Source organism: Streptomyces sp. NPDC059037, from assembly GCF_042740015.1.
Classification (GTDB): domain Bacteria; phylum Actinomycetota; class Actinomycetes; order Streptomycetales; family Streptomycetaceae; genus Streptomyces.
In genome coordinates this window covers 29799-55054 of sequence record NZ_JBHYIG010000008.1, presented here as the reverse complement: position 1 = coordinate 55054, position 25256 = coordinate 29799, and the positions used below count along the sequence as shown (strand labels likewise).

The window sequence follows — 25256 nt, the reverse complement described above, 5'->3', positions numbered from 1 at the left end:
GCCAGCGTTCAACCGCTCCCTCACGGAGTGCGGGTAGAACCGGACGAGGCGGTGAAGCATGGCTTCGCCCTTCTCGCCGGTGCGCCGTGCCGGGCCCGAATCCCCCCACGGGGGGTCGGGCCCTGCCGGCAGTGCCCGACCCCACCCGACCCCATGACAATCACTCTGACGCCAGTGGGGCGAAGCCCCGCAGCTCATCCCGGTCATGGAACGCATCCGCGTCACCCGCCTCGGCGGCGGGCATCCGCGCACCCGCCCCGACCATCTCGGCGGCGACAAGGCGTACTCCTCTCGCCGCCATCGCCGTTACCTGCGCAAACGATCAACGCGTTGAAGAACTCCCAGGCCGTCGCGACGAGATACGACAAGAGGGCCTACATCTTCTGTGGCGGGCCGTCTCCTCGGTGAGGTGAAGGAGGATCCAGCGCAGGTCGACGTGGAGGCCGTTGTGGACGGGGCGCTTGGCCTGCTTGTCCAGGCCATTCCCGGCGGCCAGTTCGCGGTAGCGGGCGCTCTGTTCGGCGTATTCGTCGAGCAACTGCGTGAGCGGGAAGTCGACGGCGATACGCATCTCGCGGTCGGGGTCCTCATCGGACCGATGTCGAGGCATTTGTCGATGGGCCCAACCTGCTCCACCTAGCTCCTTGTCCGGCAGGTCGCCACAGCGATTCAGCGCCGGTGGGCCGCCCGGCATGATCCGCCGGACAGGCCCTAAGTGATGGCGTAGGCGAGTTGGGCAGACCGGTCCCTCAGGAAGCCGGAGCCGGAGCCGCAGTCGGAGCCGGCCGGTCCGCGCGGATCACGCCGAACGCGTCCGCCATCCGCAGCGCCGCCTCCAGGTCGCCGTCGACGGAGATGAGCTCGGCGCTCACCGCGTCCTCGAGCGGCAAGGCGCCCATGCCCATCTGCAGCAGCGTTCCCAGGTCGGTGACCAGGGTCGCGGCCGCGTCCGCTGCGGGGCCGACGGCCGTCTCGACGGTGCCGTCGTCGACGCGGGCGTGGAAGACGAGCCCGTCGATCACGAACTCATAGGTCTCGCGCACCCCACGCGCGTGTTCGGGGCGGAAGGTCGCCCCGACCGCGCCCACCATGCCGTGACGGCCGCCGGTGGCCTCGGGGTGCGCGCCGAGGATCGCGATCACCCGTGCGGCGGCCGGGAGTTCGCCGTCGAGCCGGGCGAGCCCGCGTGCCGTCGCGTCCTCGATGTCCATGAGCCGGGCGCCGATGGCGAGGAACGTCCCGAGGTCGGTGGTGATCGAGCAGACGGCGTCCGGCGCCGCGCCGTGCCGGATGTCGAGTACGCCGTCGTCGACACGGAGATGGAACACGTCCTCGTTCACCGAGAACTGGTACGTCTCCCGTATACCCCGCGCCTCATCCGGCCGGAAGCTCGCGCGCAGGCACCCGAGCACCCAGCTGAGCCGGAAGGCGTCGCCGGGCCGGGGGGTGACCGGAAGGCGCATGCCCCAGCGGGTCAGCTCGTCGATCAACGGGCGCATGGTGGCGCCGAGTTCGGTCAGCTCGTAGACCGTGGACGCCGCAGGGGCGGGCAGTTTGGTCTGGCTGACAATGCCCGCGTCGCGCAGCGCGCGCAGCCGCTCTGCCAGGACGTTGGGGCCGATGCCGGGCAGTCCCGCGACGAGGTCGGTGTAGCGCCGGGGGCCGAGCAGCAGCTCGCGCACGATCAGCAGTGACCAGCGGCCGCCGACGACGTCCAGGGCCCGTGCCGCGGGACAGTCCTGGTCATAGCTGCGTGTCATACGAGAGAGCTGCCTTTCTCAATTGATAGCGGCTACTTAGATTTTCTAGAGTAGCGGTGAACTCGGGGGCACTAGTGGCCTGTTGGGTCGCGCGGGGCCGACCACCCCGCGCCGAGCACTCGACCAAGTCGTGCCGCGGATCGACGCGGCGTATCGAAGGGACCACTTGTGGCCGAAATGAACTCCCGCCCGCACCGCCCACGCCGCCCCGCCGCACGCACTGTGACGGCCGCGGGCCTGCTGTCGGCGCTGTTGGTGGGCGGCGTACAGGCACCGGCGCAGGCCTCGGAGGCGGCACGGACGGCCACGGCGCCGTGTGCAGAGCAGGGCCGTGTGGAGGTGTTCCGGAAAGGCGGCGTACCGCTCCTGGACTGGCGCGAGAACCTGGAATTCGACGGCCGCGGCACGCTCTGGGTCACCCACCTCATGGAGCACCGGGTCGAGGGGTACGCCCCGGACGGGACGCTCAGGACCAGTTTCCCGCTCAACGGTCCGGGCGGGATCGAACGCGGCCCGGACAGCATGATGTACGTCAACTATGGCGCGAACCCGCTGACTTCGGTCCTCACCGGCGGGGGCGTCGTGCGCTTCGACCCCACCGCGGCCCAGCCGAAGCCCGAGAAGTTCGTGGACGGCCTCTCCGGCATCAACGGCCTGGCCGTCGACGCCGACGGAAACTTCTATCTCAGCCGTGAAATGTCCACCGGCATCATCAAGATCCGCCCGGACGGCACACGGGACGAGGCGTGGACGCGGGCGGCGGACCTCTTCGGCACCAATGGCCTGGAGATCGTCGGCGACCAGCTCTACAGCACCAGCATCATCGATGCCACGTCCTCGATTGTGCGCACTCCGCTGAACAACCCCGCGGGCCGCACCACGGTCACCAGCCTCACCCCCAACCCCCTGGACATCAAGGTTCTCGACGGCCTGACCTCTTTCGACGGCGACCTGCTGGTCGTCGGCTTCCGCAGCGGCGAGCTCATCAGGGTGGACCCGGCCACCGGCCGCTCCTGCGTGCTGGTGTCCGGACTGCACCTGCCGAGCAGCGTCCGCGTACCGCGCGGCTTCGGCGACCACGACCCGCGGCGCGAGCTGTTCGTGGTGGAGACGTCGGGACGCATCGTGAAGGTGACGGTCTGAGCGCGACGCAGTTCCGACGGCCGGATCAACCGCCGCGCGGTGATCCTCCCCGACGGCTGACCGCCCGGCGCCCACGGGGCGCGCGGGCCACCGGATGCGAAGTGCGCCGGATGCCGGGAACCTGGATGTGGGGGCGACGCAGACAGGAAGGTTCCCCATGTCAGTCATGGACAAGCTCAAGCAGATGCTCAAGGGCCACGAGGATCAGGCCGGGCAAGGTGTCGACAAGGCAGGCGACTTCGTCGACGACAAGACCCAGGGCAAGTACAGCAGCCAGGTCGACACCGCCCAGGACAAGCTGAAGGACCAGCTCGGCGCTGACCGGAGCAAGGACGAACCGCCGCAGGCGTAGGGGTACGGAGACGGCAGGACGGCGCCGGTGACGAACCCGGCGCCGGCGCCGTCGCCGTCCTGCCGACAGGCCCGGTGGCGGAGCTACCGGGTGAGCTGCTCCTCCTCCGCGAGGCCCGGGATCAGGGGGCGTGACGCCGCGATGTAGTCGTAGATCAACGTACGTGAGGTGTTCCGTACGCCGTGGAGTTCGTCGCGGGTCTCCGCGCCCGGTATCGCCTCCACGGCCTTGAGCGCGTCCCGGCCCAGCGCGGCCAGCCGCGGCGCGTCGGTGAGCAGTTCGGCGCGGAACATGGCCTCCATCGCCACCGCCCTCAACCGCTGTGCCTCGCGGCGCAGTTCGTGGAGCTCGACCTCTTCCCTGATCCGGCCGTCGTCGTGCCGGGCGAACCAGTAGTCCATCTGTCCCCGGCGGTAGTTCGCCAGCGTGCCGCCGAAGGAGCAGTAGGCGTCGATGCGTTCCTGCCGCAGGCGCTCCTCGCGCGTGAACTGCTCGGCCCGCAGCGCCGTTCGGTGCTGGAGGAGATGAGTCAGCCCGGCGCCCAGGAGGGTACCGAGTACGGCGACGACACTGGTGGCTACGACATCCATGGGGTCAGGGAAGCACGCGTGGCCGCCGCACCGGGCGTACGGGGGCGAGTGTGGCCGGATAGGCGTTCTTGCGCACCGTCCCGGAGGCCCGCTCGATCGGCGGACGGCTGGCGGAAGACCGGCGGACGACTGAGTGTCGCCTGATGTTCGCCTCTGCTTCACCCGGTCCGTGCCCATGATCGGCGAGCATTTGGGTTCCATGTGCAGTAGCTCCAGGGGGACAACGGTGCAGCGCCCACGCCCGACACGTACCAACTCATCGATCGTCGCGGTCGCTTCGGCCTCCATGGCGGTGGTGGTGTCACTGGCGGGATGCGGGGTCATCGGTCTCGGCGAGGGCGACGACAAGGCGAGCGCGTCCGCACGCCCCTCCGCGCTGCCCCACATCGACTGCGCGAAGAAGGCGCAGGTCGCGGGGTCGGGATCGAGCGCCCAGCAGAACGTGATGAAGTACTGGATGAAGCAGTACCAGCAGGCGTGCCCCGGTGTTCAGCTCGCCTACAACCCGCTGGGCTCGGGCGCGGGCGCCGCGCAGTTCCTGCGGGGCGCGACCGCGTTCGGCGGCTCCGACAGCGCGCTGAAGCCGTCCGAGGCCCACAAGGCGCCGGGTGTCTGCCCGGGCGGCAGGGTGATCAATCTGCCGATGGTGGGCGGCCCCATCGCGATCGGCTACAACCTGCCGGGCGTGGACGACCTGGTGCTCGACGCGCCGACCCTCGCCAAGATCTTCGACTCGCGCATCAGCAGCTGGGACGACCCCGAGATCCAGGAGCTGAACCCCGGCACCGAGCTGCCGTCGATTCCGGTCCGGCCGCTGCACCGGTCGGACGACTCGGGCACCACCCAGAACCTTCAGGCGTATCTCGCCGGTGCCGCGCCCGAGGTCTGGCCGTACGAGGCGGAGAAGTCCTGGCAGGGCAGGGGCGGCGGTTCGGCGAGCGGCACCAGCGGGGTCGCCTCCGAGGTGAACTCCGCCTTCGGCACGATCGGTTACGTCGAGCTGTCCTTCGCGGAGAGCAAGGACATCAGGACGGTCCGCATCGACACGGGGGCCGCGGAGCCCGTCGCCCCGACCCCTCAGACGGCTTCCGCCGGTATCGCCGCGGCCCAAGTCATCGGCAAGGGCAAGGACTTGACGCTGAAGTTCCGCCATGACCTGTCGGCCGACGGCGCCTACCCGATCTCCCTCGTCACGTACGAGCTCGTCTGCGACAAGGGAAACCAGCCCGCGACACTGCCCGCCCTGAAGTCCTTTCTGACCTATACGGCGGGCGACGAAGGGCAGCGGCTGCTTTCCGAGATCCACTATGCGCCGCTGCCGAAGTCGGTCGCGGTGCAGGTGCGGCAGGTGGTCCGGGAACTGTCCTGACGGCCGGACCGGCGCCTGCCGGGTCAGGGCCGGACGGCAGGGGCGAACTTCTTGCGCCAGGCCAGCGACACGTACACGAGGCCGATCAGGACCGGCACTTCGATGAGCGGGCCGACGACGCCGGACAGGGCCTGGCCGGATGTGACGCCGAAGGTGGCGATGGCGACCGCGATGGCCAGCTCGAAGTTGTTGCCCGCCGCCGTGAAGGCGAGGGTGGCCGTGCGGTCGTAGGCGAGGCCGATGGCCTTGCCCAGCAGGAATGTGCCGAAGAACATGACGCCGAAGTAGACGAGCAGCGGCAGCGCGATGCGGATGACGTCGACCGGCTGCGAAGTGATCGTCTTTCCCTGCAGGGCGAAGAGGATGACGATGGTGAAGAGCAGCCCGTAGAGCGCCCAAGGGCCGATCCGGGGAAGGAAGTCGGACTCGTAGCGCTCGCGTCCCAGCTTCTTCTCTCCGATACGCCGGGTCAGGAAACCTGCGAGCAGAGGCACGCCCAGGAAGATGACGACGTTCAGCGCGATCTTCCCCATCGAGATGTCGAGCTGCTCGCCGTCGCCGAGGCCGAGCCAACCCGGCAGCAGATCGAGGTAGAACCAGCCGAGCAGGCCGAAGGCGATGACCTGGAACACGGAGTTGAGGGCCACGAGTACGGCGGCGGCCTCGCGGTCGCCGCAGGCCAGGTCGTTCCAGATGATGACCATCGCGATGCAGCGGGCGAGCCCGACGATGATCAGGCCGGTGCGGTACTCGGGCAGGTCCGGCAGGAAGATCCAGGCGAGCGCGAACATCACGGCCGGGCCGACGATCCAGTTGACGACCAGCGAGGACGTCATGAGCCTGCGGTCGCCGGTCACGGCGTCGAGCTTGTCGTAGCGGACCTTCGCCAGGACCGGGTACATCATGATCAGCAGGCCGATCGCGATGGGCAGCGAGATGCCGCCGATCTCGACCTCGGCGAGGGTGTCGTTCAGGCCGGGGACCAGGCGGCCGAGGCCGATTCCCACGGCCATGGCGAGCAGGATCCACACCGCGAGGCCGCGGTCGAGCGTGGAGAGCCTGGCGACGATCGAGGTGTCGTCGGCACCGCGGGGCGGTGTGCTGGTGACGGGGTCGGTCGCGGTCATCAGCAGGCGCGCTTCCGGTCTGTCTCGATCGTCGTGCGCGCGGTCTGCGCCAGCTCACCGAAGTCGGCCGCGAGTGTCTCGACGACCTCGGGCCTCAGCTTGTAGTAGGTGAAGCGCCCGCAGGGTTCCGTCTCCACGACGCCGGCCTCGCGCAGGACGCGGAGGTGGTTGGAGAGGTTCGTCTGCCGGGCGCCGGTCTCCTCCACGAGATGCGTGGTGCACAGGGTCTCGTGGGCGAGGAGGGTCACGATCTGAAGCCTGACCGGGTCGGCGATGACCCGGATCAGATCAGTGGTGGCTGACGTCATCATGGGCTGATACTTTCACATCGGTGGCCGGTGTTGCCATCCCCGTCGTGAGAGAGAGCCCCTGATGCCCGAGAAGCCCTCCGTCCTGTTCGTGTGCGTCCACAACGCGGGCCGCTCGCAGATGGCGGCCGCGTGGCTGACCCACCTCGCCGGGGACCGTGTCGAGGTCCGGTCGGCGGGCTCCGCCCCGGGCAAGGAGGTGAACCCCGCCGCGGTCGAGGCCATGCGCGAGGTCGGCATCGACATCTCCGCCGAGACCCCGAAGATCCTCACCGTGGACGCGGTCAAGGAGTCGGACGTCTGCATCACCATGGGCTGCGGCGACACCTGCCCGGTCTTCCCCGGCAAGCGCTACCTCGACTGGACGCTCGAGGATCCGGCGGGCCAGGGCGTCGATGCCGTACGCCCGATCCGTGACGAGATCAAGGTCCTGGTGGAAGGGCTGATCGCGGAGATCGCTCCGAAGTAGACGCTGTGAGCAGCAGCCGCTTTGAACAGCAGGCGCCTTGAGCAGTAGCCGCCGCGAGCCGGCTGTTCCGTATGAGTAATGGGGCAGTTGGTGTTCGTCGGCGTGTTTTCCGTGCGGACTTCTGGTATTCACGCCTGGGATCAACTGCCGCCCGCGAACTCGCGTTCGCTGCGCAGGACATCGCGTACTCGACCGAGGAGTTCTCGTGGCCCCAGCACGCAGTCCGCTCAGAACCACCGTCAAGGCGTCGGTGATCGCCCTCGCCGCCGCGGGGTTCATCGCCCCCGGTGTCGTCGCCGCCCCGTTCACGGACACCGCGGCCGCCGCTTCCCCGGCCGCGGTGCCGCCGCCCCTCGCGAGCTGGCAGCACGACCGGCTCGCCTCCGGGGTCGACCTCTACCAGGGGACGATCGCCGGCCGTCCTGGCGCCGACCACTGGACGGTCACGGTGCGCGCGAACGGCGCCCAACTCGCCGCCGAGCAGGACGCTCAGGCGCTGGCGGAGCGGCTGCGCGGGGCCGGCTTCGGCGCGCGCACCGAGCGGGTCGACTGGCCCGCGGGGGCTGATCGCAGCGGACTGATCGGCGTGCGGGTCCGGGTGGGCGAGTTCGGGGCCCGCGCCGATGCCGACGCCCAGCGGCAGGCGCTCACCGCCGCGGGCTTCGACGCGGTCAGCGAGTGGACCGGCGCCGACGGCACCCCCGGCACGGGAACCGCCCGGGTCAAGGTGGCGCTCGTCGACCCGAAGCGGTACGGCGGCGCACTGAAGGCGACCTACGGCACGGCGGTCGCAGGCCGGGAGAAGGTGTCCGACATGGCGGGGGGCGAGGACGCCCTGCTCGGCATCAACGCGGGCTTCTTCGTCATGGAGGGCAAGGACGGCGTGCCGGGAGCCTCGGCCGGGATCGCCGCGTACGACGGTGAGTTGCAGAGCGCGGCCACCGGCGGCCGGGTCGCGGCCGTGCTGCGCGGCGACGGTCTGCGCCCGGAGTTCAAGAAGCTCAGCACCGTGCTCCGGGTCCGCTCGGGCAAGGCGTCCGCGGTCGTGGACGGGGTCAACCGCGTGCCCGGCCTGGTGCGCAACTGCGGTGGCGTGGGCGGGGACGCGCCGACCCAGCGGCCGCAGCACGACGTGACCTGCACCGACCCCGACGAGATCGTCGAGTTCACCGACGAGCTCGGCACCGCGACCCCGGCAGGTGCGGGCCTGGAGGCGGTCATCGACGCGAACGGCCGGGTGCGGGAAGTGCGCCCGCGCGGCGGCGACGTACCGGAGGGCGGCAGCGTACTCGCGGGCATCGGCGACGGTGCCTCCTGGCTGCGTACGCACGCGAAGCCGGGCGGCGTCCTGACCGTGCAGCGGCAGATCAAGGACGAGCGCGGCCGCACGGTCGAACTGGGCCCGCACGACGACATCGTCAACGGCGGCCCCGAGCTGGTGCGCGACGGCAAGGTGGCCGTGAACTACGGCTCCGACGGCATCGAGCGGGTCGGCGACCGTTCGTTCGCGTACACGTGGGGCCTCAAGCGCAATCCGCGCGCGCTCCTGGGCGTAGACCGGCAGGGCCGCATGATCGTCGTCGCGGTGGACGGCCGGCAGCCCGGCAGCAGCGACGGGTTCGGGCTCAACGAAGGCGCGGAGCTGATGAAGTCGCTCGGCGCGGTGCGCGCCATGGCGCTGGACGGCGGCGGCTCTGTCGCCATGACGGTGAACGGCAAGGTGATCAACTCGCCGTCGGACGGCACCGAGCGCGCGGTGGGCGACGCGCTGCTGCTCTCGCGCTGACCGGTCCGACGGGCTACCGGACGGGGACGTGGCGCGGCCCGCGCACCAACAGGCCGGGCCGGTAAGGGAGTTGCTCCGGCTCGACGGTCAGCCGAAGCTCGGGGAACGCGTCGAAGAGCCGGGGCAGGGCGATGGCGGCTTCGAGGCGGGCGAGGCGTGACCCGACGCAGAAGTGGGGGCCGTGGCCGAATGCGGCGTGGGGGGCGGCACGGGGGCTCGCGGGACACGTGGGGGGCGCCGCATCGGCTCTCGCGTTGGGGAGGGGGGTGGTCGCGCTTGTCGCCGTACCGGGCCTCGCGCCCGGCAGGGCGGTCGCCGAACCGGCCCCCGCCCCCGCCGGAGCGGTCACCGCCCCCGCCGGAGCGGTCGCCGCCCCCATCACCGCATCGGCCCCCGGAGCGGCAGCCGCACCCGTCACCGCTCCCGTCCCCACTGCTCCCGTCCCCGCCAGGTACCGCTCCGGCCGGAAGGCGTCCGGATCCGGGAAGTGGCGGGGGTCGCGGCTGGCCGCGGCGAGCACGGCGAGGACGGACGCGCCCGCAGGTATGACCGTGCCCCCGCCGAGGTCCACCTCCTCGGTGGTCCGCCGCCAGGTCGTGCCCTCCAGCGGGCTCGCGTGCCGCAGCGTCTCCTCGACGACGGCCGGCCAGCGCGCGGGGGCACGGCGTGCGGCGGCCAGTTCCCCGGGGTGGGTGAGCAGCAGCAGGGACGCCGAAGCGAGCAGGTTCATGGTCGTCTCGTAACCCGCGAACAGGAGCAGGAACGCCATGGCGAGCAGCTCGCCGTCGTCGAGGCCGCCCTCCGTCGCGTCGTGCGTCAGCGCGCTGAACAGATCAGGCCCCGGCGTACGTCGCTTGCGGGCGATCAGCTCGGTGAAGTAGGCGTGCAGGGAGGTCCACGCCGCGTCCACCGCGCCGGGCGTCAGCGCGTCGGCGGGCGAGCCGACCCGGTAGGTCCAGTCCCGCAGGTCCGCCCGGTCGGCCTCCGGCACCCCGAGCACCTCGCCGATCACCAGGACGGGCAGCGGGAAGGCGAACGCGTCCACGAGGTCCACGCTGTCGTCGCGCCGCAGCCGCTCAGCGACGTCGGCCAGCAGACCGGAGGTCAGCTCCTCGATCCGCGGCCGCAGCGCGTCGACGCGGCGCGGCGTGAACGCGGCGGCGGTCAGCCTGCGCAGCCGGGTGTGATCGGGGGCGTCGGAGTTGAGCATGTGGCGGGCCAGGCAGGCGCGGGCCTGCCGCGCGGGGGATTCGGCCTTCGGCCGTCCTGCGTCCGGCGCCGGCACGTTGGAGAAGCGCGGGTCGGCGAGGACGGCCCGCGCCTCCTCGTACCCGGTGACGAGCCAGGCGTACGTGCCGTTGGCCAACGGCACCCGCGCCGCGGGCCCTCGGCCGCGCAGCCGCGCGTAGTACGGATACGGGTCGCGCGCGAAGGCGGGATCCGCCGGATCCAAAGGGGCCAGGACGTCTGTGCCGTCCACACCGTCCATGCCGTCGACACCGCCTGTGCCGCCTATGCCGCCTATGCCGTCTACACCGTCTGCAACGATCACCCGCTCATCCTCGCCGGACCGGGCCCGCCGCAGGGGGCGGCCCATGGCCAGGAACCGGGCGCCGTACCTGTCGGGTCCGGACAACAACCCGGCAGGTGCGGACGACAAGGGCAGGGCGGAACCCTCCTGCACGGGGCCCCATTGGGCTACAAAGAGACGGTGAACCAGTCGTCCAATGATCTGAGCGGAACCGTCAGCGGTCCGGTCGTCCAGGCGGGCCACGTAGGGCAGTTGCACATCGCGCCCGCGGCGCCCGCCGTGCCGACCGCGCTCGCGGGCCTGCCCCCGGACGTGCCCGAGTTCACGGGCCGGGACACGGCCCTGGAGACCGTCACCGCCGCGCTGCGCCCCGACTCCGCTTCCTCCCCGCTCGTGGTGTCCACGCTGGCCGGCACGGCGGGCATCGGAAAGACCGCCCTCGCGGTGCGCGCCGCACACGACGCCGTGGCCGCGGGCTGGTTCCCCGGCGGCGTGCTCTTCATCAACCTCCAGGGGTACGACACCGACCGCGCCGTGCGGCCCGACATCGCGCTGTCCGTGTTCCTGAGCGCCCTCGGCGTCCCCGACGAACTCTTCCCGCCCACCTTCCAGGGCCGCCTCTCGCTCTACCGCTCGAAACTCGCGGAGATCGCATCGCGGCACGGCGCGGTCCTGGTGTTCCTCGACAACGCCTCGTCGACCGAGCAGATCGGCCCCCTGCTGCCCGCGGCGCCGACGCACCGGGTCCTCGTCACCAGCCGCCACACCCTCGGTGATCTGCCCGGTTCGCGCATCGTGGACGTCGGCGTACTGGAACCGGCCGAGGCCGCCGCGCTGATCAGCCGCACGCTGCGCACCCGCCGCCCCGGCGACACCCGGGCCCAGGACGACCCCGACGCGGTGCGCGATCTCGCCGCGCTGTGCGGGCACCTCCCGCTCGCGCTCGCCGTCGTCGCCTCGATCCTGGCGGGCGACCCGGACCAGTCGGTCGGCGAACTCACCGCGGCACTGCGCGACCGTGCGACCCGTCTGGAAGAGCTGACGTACGGGCAACGCCGCTCCGTCGCCGCCGCCTTCGAGCTTTCGTACGCGCGCCTCGCCCCCGACGAGGCGAGGACGTTCCGGCTGCTCTCGCTCAACCTCGGGCAGCAGGTGAGCGTGGCCGCCGCCGCCGCGCTCACCGGCGGTTCCGTGCCCCGCGCGCGGAAACAGCTGCGCGCCCTGCGCGACGCCCACATGATCGAGCCGGGCGAACCGCACGGCTGGGTGCGTTTCCACGACCTGCTGCGTCTGTTCGCCGAGTGGCGCCGTCAGGAGGAGGACGACGAGGCGAGCGTCGAGAGCGCCGTCGACGGGCTGCTCGTCCACTACCGGGACAGCGCGCGCGACGCCGTCGAGCGGCTGGTCACGGCGGCGCGGGCGGGAGAGAGCGACGAGGCCACGGAGGACTGGCTGGACACGGAGCGGCTCAATCTGCGCTCGGCGCTGCATCTCGCCCAGCTGCACGGCCGGTCCGCGGTGGTCCTGCCGCTGGCCCACAACGTCAGCTGGTTCCTCCGCCGCCAGCAGGACTGGAGTGCCGGACTCGAGGTGTGCGAGATGGCCGTGCGGTTCGCCCGCGCCGGCACGGACCGCGCGCAGTTGGCGCTGGCCCTCTACAACCAGGGCGACTTCCTCAAGCACAAGCAGGACTACGGCCAGGCACTGCCCGTCTTCGCCGAGGCGCTCGACGGCTTCCGGCGGCTCGGCGACCGGCCAGGCGAGGCCAGGACGCTGCACAGCATGGGCACGGTCGCCCGGCGCGACCACCGGTACGCGGAAGCACGGCGGCACTACTCCGCCGCCCTGCCGCTGTTCCGCGCGATCGACGACCGGCAGGCCATCGCCCACACGCTGTTCAACCTGGGACACACGGCAAGGGGGCAGGGCGACCAGGAGCTGGCGGAGGACTGCTACCGGCAGGCCCTCGACGCGTACCACCAGGTCGACCACCTGGTCGGCCGGGCCCGCACCCTGCACCACCTCGGTCTGCTGGCCGCCGCCACGGACCGGCCGGAGCTGGCCCGAAGCCACTGGGAGCAGGCCGGTCCCGCGTACGAGGAGGCGGACCTGCCCGACTACGCGCGGCAGGTCGCCGACCTGCTCACCGGTCTTGCCGACGCCCCCCACCTGGGCAAACGGCTAAGATCGCGGGAAATTCGGCACGACTGACAGGAAGAGGGAACGTGCGCGCAATGGGGAGGGGCATCGTGACGGCGGCCGTGGGGGCGGCGCTCACGATGATGGCCGCGGGATGCGGCGGCGGTGACGGCGGATCCGACCGCGGTGACGACGCAGGCAACGGCAAGGGCAGGGCGAACAAGAGCGACGCGCGGACCGACGCGCGGGCCGTGCTGCTCGCGGCGGCGAAGAAGACCGGTGCGCAGGCCTCGTACAAGACGGTCCAGACGGGACAGGGCGGCTCGGACCGGTCCGAGATGCTCTACCAGCGCAAGCCCGCCGCCACGGTCATCAAGGCCGAGGTGACGAAGTCCGCGGCCAACCCGGACGGCATCAGCCACATGCTGTCGCTCGGCGGCACCACGTATGTGAAGACGGACAAGGTGCCCGGCAAGAGCTGGTACAGCATGGACGTCGGCGGCGGTGGCGGCGCCCCGCGCGCGGCCGGTTACGTCCCCGAGTTCGCCGGTGCGCTCGCCGCGACGAAGTCCACGAAGTGGATCGCCGAGGAGAAGATCGGCGGGCGCCCCGCCGACCACTACCGCGGCACGGTCGTGCTCAGGGAACTCGCCGAGTACACCGGAGCCGCCCTGGACGAGGACCTCCGCGACGCCTACGTCGAGGGCGCGCGGAAGCAGGGGATGAAGTCCGTCGTCATCGACATGTGGGTCGGCAAGGACGATCTCGTCCTCAAGTCCCGCGAGACCGGCGAGGGTTCCAAGGGCCGCGAGGTCATCAACGAGGAGTACTCGCAGTTCGGGGCCGTGCCGAAGATCGCCGCACCGGCGCCCGGATCCGTCGCCACCTGGGACGAGTTCATCTCGGCCCAGGCGACGCCGTGACGCGTCGGCCCGGTCGCCCGGGTGGTATTGAGGAGCCATGACGGTCCCTCACCGGCCGGCGGCCTCGCGGGAGATCCCCGAGGTCGCCTTCGCCGCCCCGGCCGGCACCCCCGCCCCGGTGGAGGTGCTCTCGCTCGCCGCGCTGCGCGAGCGGGCCCGCGGCAGGCCCATGCGGCTCATGCGGCAGCCGCAGCGACCGGACTTCCACCATCTGCTCACCGTGAGCGAGGGCTCGCTGGAGCACATGGTCGACTTCACCGGATACGTCCTCGAACCGGGCGCCTGGCTGTGGGTGCGGCCGGGCCAGGTCCACCAGTGGGGCGACCTCGACGGGGCCGAGGGCACCGTCGTCTTCTTCGAGCGGGGGTTCCTCGACCCCGCGACCGTCGTCGCCGCCGGGGCCGACGACGCCTACGCCCCGGCCGTGCGGCTGCCGACCGGTGGCGACGCCGAGGGGCTGCGGGTCGCCGTCGACCACCTGGAGCGCGAGTTCCGCGCGCTGCGCCAACTGCCCCTCGAGATCCATGTCGCGGTGCTCCGGCATCTGCTCGGCGTACTCGTCCTGCGCGTCGCTCATGTGTCCGTGCCCGGCAGCGCGGCCCCGGAGCCGGGGGAGACCTTCCTGCGCTTCCGGGACGCGGTGGAGCGCGACTTCACCCGCAGCAGACGGCTCGACGACTACGCCCACGCCCTCGGCTACTCCCCGCGCACCCTCTCGCGCGCCACCCTCGCAGGCGCCGGGGTCGGGGCGAAGGAGTTCATCGACCGCCGGGTGATCCTGGAGGCCAAGCGGCTGCTCGCGCACAGCGATCAGTCGGCGGCGCGGATCGCCGACCGGCTCGGCTTCTCCAGCGCCACCAACTTCAGCAAGTTCTTCCACAAGCGCACCGGCCAGACGCCGATCGACTTCCGCGGCGCCATGCGGGGGCGTGGACCGCGCCATCCGTAGCGTTCGGATTCCGGCCTGTCGGATTTTGACCATATGGCGTCCGTAGCGCACCTCGCTCACCTGCGTAAACGCCCGTAGCGTCGTAGGTGCAGACGGAAACAGGAACTCCGAGAAAAGCGAGAAGAACTCATGCGCATCCTCCTCTTCGGCGCCACCGGCATGGTCGGCTCCCGCATCGCGGCCGAGGCCCTGTCCCGCGGCCACGAAGTCACCGCCGTCAGCCGCTCCGGCAAGCCGGTCGGCGACGCCACTGCCGTCACCGGCGACGCCTCCGACGCGGCCAAGGTCGCCGAACTGGCCGCAGGCCACGACGCCGTGGCGTCCGCGCTCGCCCCGCCGCGCGACGGCTCCGCGCCTGCCGCGCCTTTCCTCGCCGCCAACGCGGCGGTCGTCGACGGCGTACGCACCAGCGGGGTCAACCGCCTGGTCGTCGTCGGCGGTGCCGGCAGCCTGGAGGTCGCCCCCGGCAAGGACCTCGTCGACGAGCCGGACTTCCCGGACCTGTACAAGGCGGAGAGCCTGGCCCAGCGCGATGCCCTCGGGTACTACCGCACCGTGAACGACATCGACTGGACCTACATCTCCCCGGCCGCCCTCATCGAGCCCGGCGAGCGCACCGGCACCTTCCGCATCGGCGGCGACCGGCTGCTGGCCGACGCCGAGGGGAACAGCCGGATCACCGCCGAGGACTACGCGATCGCCTTCGTCGACGAGCTGGAGAAGACGGCCCACCCGCGCGCCCGCATCGGTGTCGCGTACTGATGGGCGTCGCGTACTGAACGAGCGGGTCAGGTCCGTGCGGTGGGCCTGACCCGCACATGGACGCGCTCGCCCTGGGCGCCGTACAGGGCGAGGAACTCGACGGGGTGGTCGCCCGCGTTGGCGAAACCGTGCGGGGTCCGCGTGTCGAACTCCGCCGCCTCGCCCGCCGTGAGGACCAGATCGTGCTCGCCAAGCGCGAGCAGCAGCCGGCCGGAGAGGACGTACAGCCACTCGTACCCCTCGTGCGAGCCCTGCTCGGGGCGGGTGCCGCCGCGCGCGTCCTTGTCGACGGGCATGACCTGCTTGTAGGCGTGCATGCCGCCCAGATGCCGGGTGAGCGGCACCCATGTCTTGCCCTGGCGGGTGAACGGGCGAGGGTGGATGCGCGGGTCGCCGGTGGCGGGCGCGCCGACCAGCTCGTCGAGCGGCACGCCGTGCGCCCTGGCCAGCGGCAGCAGGTGCTTGAGGGTCGGCTCGCGCTGCCCGCTCTCCAGCCGGGAGAGCGTGCTCAGGGAGATCCCGGTCTCCTCGCTGAGCCGGGCCAGCGTGGTCCCGCGTGCGGTGCGCAGGGCCCGCAGGCGTGGCCCGACGGCGGTCAGGACCTGCGAGAGATCGTCGTCGCTCATCTCTCCATTTGCCGCCTCGGCAAAGAACTTTGTCAAGGCGCTCCGGGTGCGCGCACGGTGGGCACCGGCGGTGAACGGCACCGCCCACCGCCCACCGCCCACCGAAGGAGCGCAGCGATGACCGACCTCACCGACCTCACCGCCGCATCGGCCGAAGAGTTCTGGGACGACCGCTACCGCGACAGCGACCGGATGTGGAGCGGCGAGCCCAACGCGTCCCTGGTCCGCGAGACCGCGGGTCTGACGCCCGGCAGCGCCCTCGATCTGGGCTGTGGCGAGGGCGGCGACGCGATCTGGCTGGCCCGGCAGGGCTGGCGCGTCACCGCGACCGACGTCTCCCGCGTCGCCCTCGACCGCGCGGCCGGCCACGCGGGACGGGCCGGTGTCGCCGAGCGGATCGACTGGCAGCGCCACGATCTCGCCACTTCCTTCCCCGCGGGCTCCTTCGACCTGGTCTCCGCGCACTTCCTGCACTCCCTGGTCGAGATGCCCCGCGAGCAGATCCTGCGCAACGCCGCCGGAGCGGTCGCGCCGGGCGGCGTCCTGCTGGTCGTCGGCCACGAGGGGTTCCGCTCCTGGGAGCCGGGCCCGCACCCCGAGGTGCACTTCCCCACACCGCGGGAGGTCCTCGCCTCCCTCGCCCTGGCGGCCGGGGCGTGGGACGTGCTCGTCAGCGACACCTACGAGCACCACCTCACCGCGCCCGACGGGCAGCCGTCCGTCCGGACGAACAACACCCTCGCGGTGCGCCGCAGAGCCGTCTGATCCGGCCCTTCCCGCCAGGTCCGCGCGGCGTCGGCCGGTCCCACTGACCGCCTCCTGTCGCACCCGGTCTCCCGGCCTGGCTCGTGCGGGTGGAACCTGCCCCCGTCGTATTGCTCCGGCTCCCGGCTCTCCCCATACTGCTGGCATCGGGGGAGGGCGGGTCGTGCTGGCCGCCCAGTGATGACGCCCGCTCCCGGGTGGGGGTGGGGCATGAGCGTCCACAGTGGCAGCCCGGAAAGGGCACCGTCGGGGGACCGGCGGAACGGCGCGCGAGAGACCCTGAGCACGCTCGCCCGTACGGCGACGGCGGGCGGTGCGGAGGAACTCGGCGGGACCCTGGACACCGCGGCACGGCGCCTCGCGGAGCCGATGCGGCTCGCGGTCGCTGGTCAGCTCAAACGCGGAAAGTCGACCCTGGTCAACGCGCTGCTCGGCGAAGAGGTCGTGGCCGTGGGGCAGTTGGAGACGACGTTCAACGTCACCGAGTTCCACCACGCGGCGCGCCCCCGGCTGACCGTGCACTACAAGGGGGACCGCCCGCCCCGCGAGGTCTCGCCCGACGAACTGGCACGTCTTTCCGTGCGGGACGCCGCATCGCTCGACACCCTGCGGGGCATCCGCAAGCTGGATGCCGGGTGGCCCAATGAGCTGCTCAAGGCCTTCCACCTGGTGGACACCCCCGGTCTGGCCAGCGTGCACCGCACCGACGCGGCCAACGCCGCCGCCTTCCTCGGCATCCAGGACCCCGCCGCGCAGGAGGAGAGCCAGCAGGTGCTCGACGCCATCGGGCGCGACGCGCAGGAGGTGCACGACGACAGCGTGGCCGAACTCGACCGTGCGGACGCCGTGTTGTTCCTGTTCACCCGGGCCCTCGGCAGGGCCGACATCCAGGTCGTCGAGGAGTTCGTCGGCGCGCATCAGAGCGCGGTCAACGGCCTGCGGGCGTTCGGGGTGCTCACCCGCTGCGACCAGTTCTGGCCGCCGTCGGCGGACCTGCCGGGACAGCCCGACCCTTTGGAGTACGACCCGCTGGATGCCGGACGCGAGATCGTGGCCGGCTATCTGGGGCGCCCCGCGCTGCGTGCCGCCTTCCACACGGTGCTCCCGGTCGCGGGACTGACCGGCCTCGGCGCGCAGACCCTGACCGACGACGAGTACGTGTCCCTGGTGAAGCTCGCCGACAGCGACGCCCAGGTCCTGGTGAACCGGCTGCGCAGCGAGCGCAGGTTCGCCCGGCAGCCGTACGAGGACCTGCCCGTCCCGCCGGAGGAGCGCGCCCGGCTGCTGCACCGGCTCGGCGCATGGGGCGTGCACCGCGCGTGCGTCCTGATCCGCCGGGGCGCGGACCTCGACGGCGTACGCGGGACGCTGCTCGCGGACAGCGGCGTGGCGGCGCTGCGTGACCTGATCGTCGAGCACTTCGGCAACCGCTCCGGGCTGATCAAACTCGACTCCGCGCTGCGTCTGGCCACCGCGTCCGTCCACCGGTCGCGTGCCCTGCCCCGCGACCGAACCCATGGCTTCGCGTTCGCCGAGACGGTGAACACCGTCGGCGCCGCCCTGGAACGCTTCCGGCTCAGCGATCCGGGCCCCGCCGAGATCGCCCTGCTCACCGGCCTGTACCGGGGCGACTTCGACTTCACTGACGCCGAGCGCGACGAGGTGCTGCTGGTCACGGGGGAGCGGGGACGGTCGGCCCGGGCCCGGCTCGGGCTTGCCCCGGACGCACCCCTGTCCGCGTTCCGCACCGCCCTCGCGGACCGGCGGGCGGCCTGGCGGGTGCGCGTCGACGACCCGTTCCACGCGCCGCCCACCGTTCTCGCCGCGCGCACCGTGCTGCGTACGTACGACCGGATCGCCGACCGCGTGGCGTCGGCGGAGCGGCTGCTGTTCCACGACACCGACTGAACCTCTGTGTTCCAACGGCCCATGAAGGAGGCCGAGATGACACGGCGACACCCCTGGTGGGACCCGCGCTCGTGGTGGAACCGATGGCGAGTTCTCGTGCCTCGGAGGCGGGGTGCGGAACCTGACGCCGCGCGGGAGGCGGCGTCCGAGCCGCAGGCGGAACCGGCGTCCGAGCCGCAGGAGGAACGGGCCCCCGAGCCGCAGTCGGTACAGGCCCCCGAGCAGGCTCCCCAACAGGCCCCCGAGCCCGCTCCCGCACAGGCCGCCATGAACGCCGAGCCCGCTCCCGCGCAGGCCGTCATGAAAGCCGAGACCGCTCCCGAACCGCCGCCCCCCGCACCGGTGTTGACCGCCGTTCCCGTCGCCGAGGCAGACGGGGAGGGGCCGTTGCCCGTCGTGTCCGGTCTGATCGACGTCCTGGACCGCGTTGCGGTCCTGCGCGGGCGGCCCGCAGGCGTGCCGCTCGACGCCTCCGTGCTCGACTGGCTGGAACAGTCCGTCCTGCGGATGCTCGCCGACTGCGACGTGGAGCCGTACGAAGGGGAGGGCGAACTCGACCCGCAGCGCCACGAGTCGGTGCTCTCCGAGCCAGCACCCAGGCCCGAACTGGTCAACCACGTCGCGACCAATCTGCGCCCCGGCTATCTCTGGCGCGCCGAACCGGTGCGTCCTGCCCAGGTCACCGTCTACGTGGCCGCGAAGCGAGGAGCCGACGATGACTGACCCCGAGCCGCTGCGGGCCCGCGCCAAGACGCTGTTCGCGGACGCCGAACAGGCCCTGCGCGCCGACCCGGAGGTGGGGCGGGAGCCGCTGCGCCGCCTCGAAGAGCACCGCGCCACGCTGGAGGGCCTGCAGTACCACGTGGTCGTCTGCGGCGAGTACAAGCGCGGCAAGTCGAGCCTGCTCAACGCGCTGATCGGACGGCCGGGCCTGTTCCCCGTCGACGTGCACGTGGCGACCAACACCGTCTCCACCCTGGAGTACGGCCACGAAGAGCGGGCCACCGCCTATCTCGCGCCGGAGGCGGAGGGCGAGGAACTCACCGCGGTGGACGTGCCGTTGGCGGAACTGCGCGACTACGTCACCGAGCAGAAGAACGAGCAGAACGTACGCAACGTCCACCTCGTCCGCATCCAGCTGCCGCTCGACCAGCTGCGCACCGGCCTCGTCATGGTCGACACGCCGGGCGTCGGCAGCATGAACCTCGCCCATGACGCGGCAACGCACGCGTTCCTCGGGCAGGCCGACGCGCTGATCTTCGTCGGCGATCTGGTGGTCACCTTCAGCACCGACGAACTCGCCTTCCTGGAACGGGCGTTGGCCAAGTGCCCGACCGTGATCACGGTGCTCACCCGCAGCGACCAGGTGGTCGACCCCGACCCCTCACTGCGGGCCGCACGCCGCAAGATCGCCGATGTGACCGGGCGCGCCGAAGCCGACCTCGTCGTGCTGCCCGTGTCATCGCCGCTGCGGGCCTCCGCCTGGCAGTCGGGCGACGCCGAGATGCTCGCCGACTCCGGCTTCCCCGACCTGGAGAAGGAGCTGTGGGACGGCCTGGTGACGCGGGTGGGCCGGCAGCGGGTCGCGCGCTGCGCCGTGGGTCTGGCCGACGCCCTGACCGCCGCCCGCGCGCCCATCGACCTGGCCCTGGAGAGCCGCTCCGACGCGGAGGTCGAGCGGTTCGACCAGGAGCTGGCCCGCCGTGCCGAGCTTGCGGCGGACCTCCAGGCGCGCAGCGCGCACTGGCGCACGGAGCTGCCCCGGGTGTTCCACGACGAGACCCGGCGGATCAAACAGGGGCTCCAGGGCATCTTCGAGGCGGCCTGCCAGGACTTCTCCGCGACCGCCGCGATGGCGACCGATCCCGGTCAACTCGACGGCAGCGTACGGGAGATCGGGCGGCTCCTGGTGGACGGCGTGGAGATCGCGATGGAGCAGCTGCGCAATGCCGCACGCCAGGTGCAGCAGGCCTTCGCCGCCCAGACCCAAGTGCCCTACCAGCCCGCCAGTTTCACCGTCGGCGGGTTCACTCCGGCGCTGCACGGCGTCACGGCGGCCCCGCCGGGAATCGGCGCGGGATCGGGGCAGCCGGCCCACCATCTGAGCAACACCTGGCGGTCGGCCATCGCCGGGGCCGGGCTCGGCGGAGTGATCGGCGGGATGATCGGCGTGGTCGGCGGGCCGCCGGGCATCGCCGTCGGAGCGGCGCTCGGCGGGCTGCTCGGCAAGGTCGTGGGCGCCATCACCGGCTGGTCCGACTCGCGGCGCGCGGAGCGTGAGCGCGCCGAGCAGCAGCGCAAGGAGTGGTCCAGGGAGGCGGTCCGCGCGCTGACCTCAGGGACGCTGGCGCAGATCCGGGCCAACGAGGCCCGCGCGCTCTCCGCGTTCGACGAGGCTGCGGGGGACATCTCACGGCTCCTGGTCGCCGACATCGAGCGCGGCATCGAAGAGGCAAGGGAGTCCCTGGAGCGCTCCCGCAGGGAAGTGGAGGAGGAGCGCAAGCGCACCGAGGCCGAACAGCGCGCACGGCGGGCGGAGCTGACGGAGCGCAGGGACGGCTACACCCGACTCATCGAATCGGCGCAGGAGTTGGCGGACCTGGCGGGTGGGCCATGAGCGGCGCGGCACCCGGGCCCGTGCACGGGATCGACTTCGGCACGTCCACGTCCGCGCTCCTCATCGGACGCCCTGACGGCACGGTGACGGGGGTCAAGGACCCCGCCGCACCGCACGCCGGTCTCTCCATCAGGACCGCCGTGTGCCCCACGCCGCGCGGTGAACTGGCCGTCGGGCAGGCCGCGTTCGCGATCCGCATGGCCAACCCGGTCGAGTACCACGCCGAGTTCAAGCGGCACTTCGGCGAGTCGGTGCCGCTCCTCGTGGCGGGCCGCGCACGGCAGCCGCACGAGCTGACCGGCGAGATGCTCTCGTTCCTGCGCTCCTGCGGGCTCAAACAGGTCCCCGAGGAACCGCGGGCCGTGGTGATCACCGTCCCGGCGAGCTGGGAGGCGGGCAACCGCGAGCTGATGCTGGAGGCCGCCGAAGCCGCCGGATACCAGCGGTCGACCGTACGCCTGGTGACCGAACCGGTGGCGGCGCTCGCGCACGCCTTCGCGGAGCACCGCCCCGAGGACCGGCACTGCTTCCTGGTGTACGACCTGGGCGGCGGCACCTTCGACGTGGCGGTGGCGCGCAGCGCCGGCGCGGAGTTCGAGCTGGCCGGGGCGCCCGGCGGCCTCGCGGACGTCGGCGGCGGCGCCTTCGACCGGGAGATCCTGCGCTGGCTCTCCACGCGCTTCCCCGAAGTGGTGCGCACCGCCCTGGAGGCCCCCGCGCAGAACGGATACGCCCTCCTGGAGCGGCTGCAGATGCTCTCCCAGTGCCAGACGCTGAAACACCAGCTCTCCGTGGTGAACGACCACACCGAGTACTTCGCGGCCGACGGCGGATTCGTGCCGGTGACCATGGACAGCGGCGAGCTCGCGGAGCTGCTCGGCCCCTTCCTCGAACGCACCCTCACGGAGTGCGAGCGCACGCTCGCCGCCGCGGGGCTCGGCTGGGCGGACGTCGACGCGGTCGTGCCCGTCGGCGGCAGCAGCCGGCTGCGCGCGGTGGGCGGGGCCCTTTCGGACCGCTCGCGGCGGACCGTGCGGCTGCTGCCCGACCCGGACCTGGCGGTGGCCGGCGGCGCGGTGCTGCTCGCCCGGCGGGTCCTTGCCGAGGGGGAGCTGCCGCCGGGGCTGGCGCCCGGCGACCCGGTGGCGCGGCAGCTGCGCGCCGGACTGAACCACGACCTCATCGCGCTCGTACGCAGGCAAGCGCGCTAGCGAAGCGACATCCCGACCGACCCGGAAGTGAACATCCCGCCCGACCCGGAAGGAGTGGTCCCCATGGCCACCTTCAGCGACACCTGGCGTCAGCTGCTGCACGACTACGCGCGCGAGAAGGACTACCGCTATCAGGTCAGCGGTGACACGCGCCTGCTGCAGTTCTCCGTGGACAACCCCGGCCGCGACAGCGTCACGCTCCTCGTGGCGGACATCGGCGAGATGGTGCACTTCTCGATGACCGACAGCGGCTTCATCCCCAAGGACAAGGTGCCGCTGGCCGTGGCGGCGGTGAACCAGTACAACCAGGAGCACCTGCTGCCCAAGGCGTATGTGTACGAGAACGACAGCGGGCAGAGCGACCTGCACGGCGGCTGGACGCTGCCGGGCATGCTGGTGGTCACCCCCGCGCAGTTCTCCGAGATCATGGACTGGGCGCTGAGCGTGTGTCTGGAGCTCTTCGACTGGCTGCACGAGCACTACGGACTGTGATCGCGCCAGTACAACAGGGCCGCTTCGTGGAAGAGGGCGATCAGGAGATATCTTGATGTCGAGCAATGTTGCAGACGTGGAGCGGAGCACCGGTGACTGACTCGACCATCATCTACACCCACACTGACGAGGCCCCGGCCCTGGCGACGTATTCGTTCTTGCCGGTGATCGAGGCCTACGCCTCGACGGCCGGGGTCACTGTGGAGAGCCGTGACATCTCCCTGGCGGGGCGCATCATCGCCCTCTTCCCCGAGTTCCTCGAGGAGAGCCAGCGCATCGACGACGCCCTGGCCGAGCTCGGCGAGCTGGCCAAGACGCCCGGCGCGAACATCATCAAGCTGCCGAACGTCTCGGCCTCGATCCCGCAGCTGAAGGCGGCCGTCGCCGAGCTGCAGTCGCAGGGCTACGCGCTGCCGAACTACCCGGACGACCCGAAGACCGACGCGGAGAAGGACATCCGCGCCCGGTACGACAAGGTCAAGGGCAGCGCCGTGAACCCGGTCCTGCGCGAGGGCAACTCCGACCGCCGCGCCCCCGCGTCGGTCAAGAACTACGCCAAGGCGCACCCGCACCGCATGGGCGCCTGGACGGCCGACTCGAAGACGAACGTCGCCACCATGGGCGCCGACGACTTCCGCTCCACCGAGAAGTCCACGACGATCACCGACGCCGGTTCGCTGCGCATCGAGTTCACGGGTGAGGACGGCGCGACCACCGTCCTGCGCGAGTCCGTACCGGTCCTCGCGGGCGAGGTCGTCGACGCGTCCGTGCTGCGCGTGGCCGCGCTGCGCGAGTTCCTCACCGCGCAGATCGCCAAGGCCAAGGCCGACGGCGTGCTGTTCTCCGTGCACCTGAAGGCCACGATGATGAAGGTCTCCGACCCGATCATCTTCGGTCATGTCGTGCGCGCCTTCTTCCCGAAGACCTTCGCCGCGTACGGCGAGACGCTCGCGGCCGCGGGCCTGAGCCCGAACGACGGTCTCGGCGGCATCCTCAACGGCCTGGACGCCCTGCCCGAGGGCGCGAAGATCAAGGCGTCCTTCGAGGCCGAGATCGCCGAGGGCCCCGAGCTCGCGATGGTCGACTCCGACAAGGGCATCACCAACCTGCACGTGCCGTCCGACGTCATCGTCGACGCCTCGATGCCCGCGATGATCCGTACGTCCGGCCACATGTGGGGCCCGGACGGCGGCGAGGCCGACACCCTGGCCGTGCTGCCCGACAGCAGCTACTCGGGCGTGTACCAGGTCGTCATCGACGACTGCCGCGCCAACGGCGCCTTCGACCCGGCCACCATGGGCTCGGTGCCCAACGTCGGCCTGATGGCGCAGAAGGCCGAGGAGTACGGCAGCCACGACAAGACCTTCGAGATCGCCGCCGCCGGTACGGTGCGCGCGCTCGACGAGGCCGGCAACGTCGTCCTGGAGCAGACCGTCGCCCCCGGTGACATCTTCCGGATGTGCCAGGCCAAGGACGCGCCGATCCGTGACTGGGTCAAGCTCGCCGTCTCCCGCGCCCGCGCGACCGGTGACCCGGCCGTGTTCTGGCTCGACGAGAACCGCGCGCACGACGCGCAGCTCATCGAGAAGGTCAAGGCGTACCTCCCGGAGCACGACACCGAGGGCCTGCAGATCGAGATCAAGTCGCCGGTCGAGGCGACCAAGTTCTCCCTGGAGCGCATCCGCCGCGGCGAGAACACCATCTCGGTCACCGGCAACGTACTGCGTGACTACCTGACGGACCTGTTCCCGATCCTCGAGCTCGGCACCAGCGCCAAGATGCTCTCGATCGTCCCGCTGATGAACGGCGGCGGCCTCTTCGAGACGGGCGCCGGCGGCTCCGCGCCGAAGCACGTCCAGCAGCTGGTCAAGGAGAACTACCTGCGCTGGGACAGCCTCGGCGAGTTCCTCGCCCTTGCGTCCAGCTTCGAGCACCTGGCGCAGACGACGGACAACGCGCGCGCCCAGATCCTGGCCGACACGCTCGACCGCGCGACCGCCTCGTTCCTGGAGAACGACAAGTCGCCGAGCCGTCGCCTCGGTGGCATCGACAACCGCGGCAGCCACTTCTACCTGGCCCTGTACTGGGCCCAGGAGCTGGCCAAGCAGACCGCCGACGCGCAGCTCGCCGAGGCGTTCGGCCCGCTGGCCAAGACGCTGGCCGAGCAGGAGCAGACGATCGTCGACGAGCTGATCGCGGTCCAGGGCTCGCCGGCCGACATCGGCGGCTACTACCAGCCCGACTCGGCCAAGGCGGCGTCCGTGATGCGCCCGTCCGCCACGCTGAACAAGGCCCTCGCCATCCTCGGCTGAGCGCCTTCCGCCTGAACCGACGCCGCCCCCGCCCCCCCCCGGGGGGGGGGGGGCGGGCGGGGGGGTCGGACACGGGGGCGGGGGGGGGGCGGGAGACGCGCGGGCTGAGTGTGTGTG

The 25256-nt window shown here is 71.7% G+C and carries 22 protein-coding genes and 2 pseudogenes; 17 read left to right on the top strand and 7 right to left on the bottom strand.

Features of this window, described 5'->3' with window-relative positions:
• Positions 1–172: 172 nt before the first annotated feature.
• Positions 173–408 (top strand): annotated as a pseudogene (locus tag ACFWY6_RS03370) (IS5/IS1182 family transposase); the annotation flags it as partial.
• On the opposite strand, the pseudogene ACFWY6_RS03365 reads toward ACFWY6_RS03370, so the two are convergent.
• Both ACFWY6_RS03365 and ACFWY6_RS03360 read right to left on the bottom strand, forming a co-directional pair.
• Positions 323–595 (bottom strand): annotated as a pseudogene (locus ACFWY6_RS03365) (DUF664 domain-containing protein); the annotation flags it as partial. The pseudogenes ACFWY6_RS03370 and ACFWY6_RS03365 overlap by 86 nt on opposite strands.
• Positions 596–749: 154 nt before the next feature.
• A complete protein-coding gene (locus tag ACFWY6_RS03360; RefSeq protein ID WP_384685904.1) occupies positions 750–1760 on the bottom strand; it encodes a winged helix-turn-helix transcriptional regulator in 1011 nt (336 codons plus the stop codon).
• Positions 1761–1928: 168 nt separating this feature from the next.
• Between ACFWY6_RS03360 and ACFWY6_RS03355 the strand changes: the two genes are divergently transcribed.
• Positions 1929–2903 (top strand): SMP-30/gluconolactonase/LRE family protein, encoded by a 975-nt coding sequence (locus ACFWY6_RS03355; RefSeq protein WP_384685902.1) that lies wholly within the window; start codon positions 1929–1931, stop codon positions 2901–2903.
• Positions 2904–3060: 157 nt separating this feature from the next.
• Positions 3061–3255, top strand: coding sequence for an antitoxin (locus tag ACFWY6_RS03350; RefSeq protein ID WP_384685900.1), 195 nt, complete (start codon positions 3061–3063; stop codon positions 3253–3255).
• 83 nt (positions 3256–3338) lie between these two features.
• Here ACFWY6_RS03350 and ACFWY6_RS03345 read toward each other — a convergent pair whose 3' ends face one another.
• The gene (locus ACFWY6_RS03345) at positions 3339–3845 is read right to left on the bottom strand and encodes a hypothetical protein (protein WP_384685898.1); all 507 of its coding nucleotides are present in this window, start codon (positions 3843–3845) and stop codon (positions 3339–3341) included.
• A 226-nt stretch (positions 3846–4071) separates the two neighbouring features.
• On the opposite strand from ACFWY6_RS03345, the gene pstS reads away from it, so the two are divergent.
• On the top strand, positions 4072–5214 hold the full coding sequence (pstS, locus tag ACFWY6_RS03340; RefSeq protein ID WP_384685896.1) for a phosphate ABC transporter substrate-binding protein PstS: 1143 nt from the start codon (positions 4072–4074) through the stop codon (positions 5212–5214).
• A 23-nt stretch (positions 5215–5237) separates the two neighbouring features.
• Here pstS and arsB read toward each other — a convergent pair whose 3' ends face one another.
• Positions 5238–6341 (bottom strand): ACR3 family arsenite efflux transporter, encoded by a 1104-nt coding sequence (gene arsB, locus ACFWY6_RS03335; protein ID WP_384685894.1) that lies wholly within the window; start codon positions 6339–6341, stop codon positions 5238–5240.
• Positions 6341–6652, bottom strand: coding sequence for an ArsR/SmtB family transcription factor (locus ACFWY6_RS03330; RefSeq protein WP_384685892.1), 312 nt, complete (start codon positions 6650–6652; stop codon positions 6341–6343). The genes arsB and ACFWY6_RS03330 overlap by 1 nt, the downstream gene beginning before the upstream one ends.
• A 61-nt stretch (positions 6653–6713) precedes the next feature.
• On the opposite strand from ACFWY6_RS03330, the gene ACFWY6_RS03325 reads away from it, so the two are divergent.
• Both ACFWY6_RS03325 and ACFWY6_RS03320 read left to right on the top strand, forming a co-directional pair.
• The gene (locus ACFWY6_RS03325; RefSeq protein ID WP_384685890.1) at positions 6714–7118 is read left to right on the top strand and encodes an arsenate reductase ArsC; all 405 of its coding nucleotides are present in this window, start codon (positions 6714–6716) and stop codon (positions 7116–7118) included.
• 205 nt (positions 7119–7323) lie between these two features.
• The gene (locus ACFWY6_RS03320; RefSeq protein ID WP_384685888.1) at positions 7324–8904 is read left to right on the top strand and encodes a phosphodiester glycosidase family protein; all 1581 of its coding nucleotides are present in this window, start codon (positions 7324–7326) and stop codon (positions 8902–8904) included.
• A 13-nt stretch (positions 8905–8917) separates the two neighbouring features.
• Here ACFWY6_RS03320 and ACFWY6_RS03315 read toward each other — a convergent pair whose 3' ends face one another.
• Positions 8918–10456, bottom strand: a complete 1539-nt coding sequence (locus tag ACFWY6_RS03315; protein WP_384685886.1) for a cytochrome P450 — start codon at positions 10454–10456, stop codon at positions 8918–8920.
• Positions 10457–10615: 159 nt separating this feature from the next.
• Here ACFWY6_RS03315 and ACFWY6_RS03310 point away from each other — a divergent pair, with 159 nt between their 5' ends.
• From ACFWY6_RS03310 to ACFWY6_RS03295, 4 genes are all read left to right on the top strand, one after another.
• On the top strand, positions 10616–12646 hold the full coding sequence (locus tag ACFWY6_RS03310; RefSeq protein WP_384685884.1) for an ATP-binding protein: 2031 nt from the start codon (positions 10616–10618) through the stop codon (positions 12644–12646).
• 38 nt (positions 12647–12684) lie between these two features.
• Entirely contained in the window at positions 12685–13497 is an 813-nt protein-coding gene (locus ACFWY6_RS03305) for a hypothetical protein (RefSeq protein ID WP_384685882.1), read from the top strand.
• 37 nt (positions 13498–13534) lie between these two features.
• A complete protein-coding gene (locus tag ACFWY6_RS03300; RefSeq protein ID WP_384685880.1) occupies positions 13535–14446 on the top strand; it encodes a helix-turn-helix domain-containing protein in 912 nt (303 codons plus the stop codon).
• Between the two features lie 129 nt (positions 14447–14575).
• On the top strand, positions 14576–15208 hold the full coding sequence (locus tag ACFWY6_RS03295; protein WP_384685878.1) for an NAD(P)-dependent oxidoreductase: 633 nt from the start codon (positions 14576–14578) through the stop codon (positions 15206–15208).
• Positions 15209–15234: 26 nt separating this feature from the next.
• On the opposite strand, the gene ACFWY6_RS03290 is transcribed toward ACFWY6_RS03295, so the two are convergent.
• The gene (locus ACFWY6_RS03290) at positions 15235–15834 is read right to left on the bottom strand and encodes a helix-turn-helix domain-containing protein (RefSeq protein WP_384685876.1); all 600 of its coding nucleotides are present in this window, start codon (positions 15832–15834) and stop codon (positions 15235–15237) included.
• Between the two features lie 117 nt (positions 15835–15951).
• Here ACFWY6_RS03290 and ACFWY6_RS03285 point away from each other — a divergent pair, with 117 nt between their 5' ends.
• The 7 genes from ACFWY6_RS03285 (at position 15952) to ACFWY6_RS03255 (ending at position 25139) form a co-directional block, all read left to right on the top strand.
• A complete protein-coding gene (locus tag ACFWY6_RS03285; RefSeq protein WP_384685874.1) occupies positions 15952–16599 on the top strand; it encodes a class I SAM-dependent methyltransferase in 648 nt (215 codons plus the stop codon).
• A gap of 210 nt (positions 16600–16809) precedes the next feature.
• Complete coding sequence (locus tag ACFWY6_RS03280; protein ID WP_384685872.1) at positions 16810–18507, top strand: dynamin family protein; 1698 nt, start codon at positions 16810–16812, stop codon at positions 18505–18507.
• A 36-nt stretch (positions 18508–18543) separates the two neighbouring features.
• A complete protein-coding gene (locus ACFWY6_RS03275) occupies positions 18544–19230 on the top strand; it encodes a hypothetical protein (RefSeq protein ID WP_384685870.1) in 687 nt (228 codons plus the stop codon).
• Positions 19223–21124: a dynamin family protein gene (locus ACFWY6_RS03270; RefSeq protein ID WP_384685868.1), complete on the top strand. Its 1902-nt coding sequence runs from the start codon at positions 19223–19225 to the stop codon at positions 21122–21124. Before ACFWY6_RS03275 ends, ACFWY6_RS03270 begins: the two co-directional genes overlap by 8 nt.
• Complete coding sequence (locus tag ACFWY6_RS03265) at positions 21121–22335, top strand: Hsp70 family protein (RefSeq protein ID WP_384685866.1); 1215 nt, start codon at positions 21121–21123, stop codon at positions 22333–22335. The genes ACFWY6_RS03270 and ACFWY6_RS03265 overlap by 4 nt, the downstream gene beginning before the upstream one ends.
• Before the next feature lie 63 nt (positions 22336–22398).
• Positions 22399–22827, top strand: coding sequence for a YbjN domain-containing protein (locus tag ACFWY6_RS03260; protein WP_361813462.1), 429 nt, complete (start codon positions 22399–22401; stop codon positions 22825–22827).
• 92 nt (positions 22828–22919) lie between these two features.
• The gene (locus ACFWY6_RS03255; RefSeq protein ID WP_384685864.1) at positions 22920–25139 is read left to right on the top strand and encodes an NADP-dependent isocitrate dehydrogenase; all 2220 of its coding nucleotides are present in this window, start codon (positions 22920–22922) and stop codon (positions 25137–25139) included.
• Positions 25140–25256 lie beyond the last annotated feature (117 nt).